The sequence below is a fragment of the Campylobacter sp. BCW_6889 genome (genome assembly GCF_001762535.1).
GTDB lineage: Bacteria > Campylobacterota > Campylobacteria > Campylobacterales > Campylobacteraceae > Campylobacter_D > Campylobacter_D jejuni.
The window spans coordinates 1-1,573 of the sequence record NZ_MJWZ01000026.1; the positions used below are offsets into that span (position 1 = coordinate 1).

General features: G+C 29.6%; 3 protein-coding genes and 1 pseudogene. 1 reads left to right on the forward strand and 3 read right to left on the reverse strand.

The window, feature by feature from the left end:
• The coding region (locus tag AJ939_RS02820) for a hypothetical protein (protein ID WP_148122815.1) at positions 1-269 on the reverse strand (269 nt) is incomplete at its 3' end.
• A 358-nt stretch (positions 270-627) separates the two neighbouring features.
• On the opposite strand from AJ939_RS02820, the gene AJ939_RS11090 reads away from it, so the two are divergent.
• Positions 628-750 carry a hypothetical protein gene (locus tag AJ939_RS11090; protein ID WP_261666727.1) on the forward strand — a complete coding sequence of 41 codons (123 nt, stop codon included), beginning with the start codon at positions 628-630 and terminating at the stop codon, positions 748-750.
• 345 nt (positions 751-1,095) lie between these two features.
• Here AJ939_RS11090 and AJ939_RS02825 read toward each other — a convergent pair whose 3' ends face one another.
• Positions 1,096-1,308, reverse strand: coding sequence for a hypothetical protein (locus AJ939_RS02825; RefSeq protein WP_070232973.1), 213 nt, complete (start codon positions 1,306-1,308; stop codon positions 1,096-1,098).
• A gap of 13 nt (positions 1,309-1,321) precedes the next feature.
• A pseudogene (locus AJ939_RS02830) lies at positions 1,322-1,573 on the reverse strand (VgrG protein); the annotation flags it as partial.

Here is a 1,573-nt window from a genome sequence, read left to right on the forward strand (position 1 = left end):
ATTTCTACGGAATACATACCTCCTAAACCGCCTAAAGCATAAAATAATTCTTCGAAAATGTCTTCTTTGTTAAATTCAAGTTCTTCTATGTCAATAAGATCAGGAGTTCGGCTACATTTTTGTAAATTTTGATATATTTTGACTAAAATCTTGATTTTTTGTAGATTACTTTCAGCCTCTAAATAAGAATTTAAGTGTATTATTAGGGTTTTTATGAGTTTTTCTCTATTTTCTTTATTTTCAAGAAACTCAAGAGGACTGTGATTTATAGTTAAAATAACCAAAAGAATATACTTGAAAAATTAATAATACAAAAAACATATACTTTTTAAAAAAATAAAATTTTTCAAATATAGAAATTCAATAGAAGGAGAGAAGCTTAGTTAAAAGTTTGTTTGGTAAGCCAAAGGGAAAATTATAGCCCCCTTTAAAAAAGGGAAAAACAAGTGTTAATAACACTTGACTATAATTATACAAAGTAGTATAATTATTACTATAATTTTGTTTAACATTCTGTATCACCTCCTTTTTGGGCGTGATTGAATGCTAAAGGGGTTGCCGCCCCTTTGGCATTAACCCTTATGCAATTATACCAAAAACAAACTCTTTAACTTCTTAAAACAGTCCATGAAAAGATTTTACTTGTTATTCTTTAGCACTTTGTTTTTTGCACCTTCATTTTTATTTGGTGCAAATATTGAAAATATAAAAAAATATAGAAATTCAATAGAAGGAGAGAAGCTTAGTTAAAAGTTTGTTTGATACCGCAAGTAACCCACTCCAGTTGCCCCAAAAATTGAGCTTGGTTAATATGCCTTGACTATAAATAAACAAAGCAGTATAATAACCACTAGAATGAGTTTTATGTACCTCCTTTCAGGGGTTTCACAATTTAGCCGTAGGGGGTCAGCCTGCGGCTTAAACCCTTAATGTAATTTACCAAACAAACTCTTTAACTTCTGAAACAATTTATGAAAGATTTTTGTATAAGTTTTAATATTTTATATGAAAATTTAGGTGTAAGCTATAAACAAGAAGCCTTTCGAGCTAGCTAAGAATACTTGGCTTTAGTTAGGAACCTCCTACTTCTAAGCGTTAGCGAAAGTAGGAGTAATTCACAGTTTTCATTGTTTTAAAATTTTTCTTTTCGTTATTAATAGATAATTTTGATATATCATATCTATCCCAAAAGATAAGCTCTAAAGGTTGTTGTAAAAAATGATAAGCTAAGCTTATAAAAATAATCAAAGCTATAAGCACACCACAAGGTATATAAAATCTTTTAAGTTTGTAGAAGGGTTTATTCATTGTTTATCCTTTATTACTCTGCTTTAAGCTCTCCACCTTTAACCACAAGTCCATTAGAGTCTATAGTTACTTCAACTCCACCTGCTTTAATGATAACACAATCAGGTTTTGCATTAATAATTGTTTCTCCTACCTGTATAGTCGCTTCGCTATCGGCTTTTAACTCATGAATAGTTTTTGCGTAAGTTGTGATATTATCAGCTACCATGCTTGTATTTTTATCACTTTCAAATCCTATGGATTCATTACTTGTAAAAAGAATATT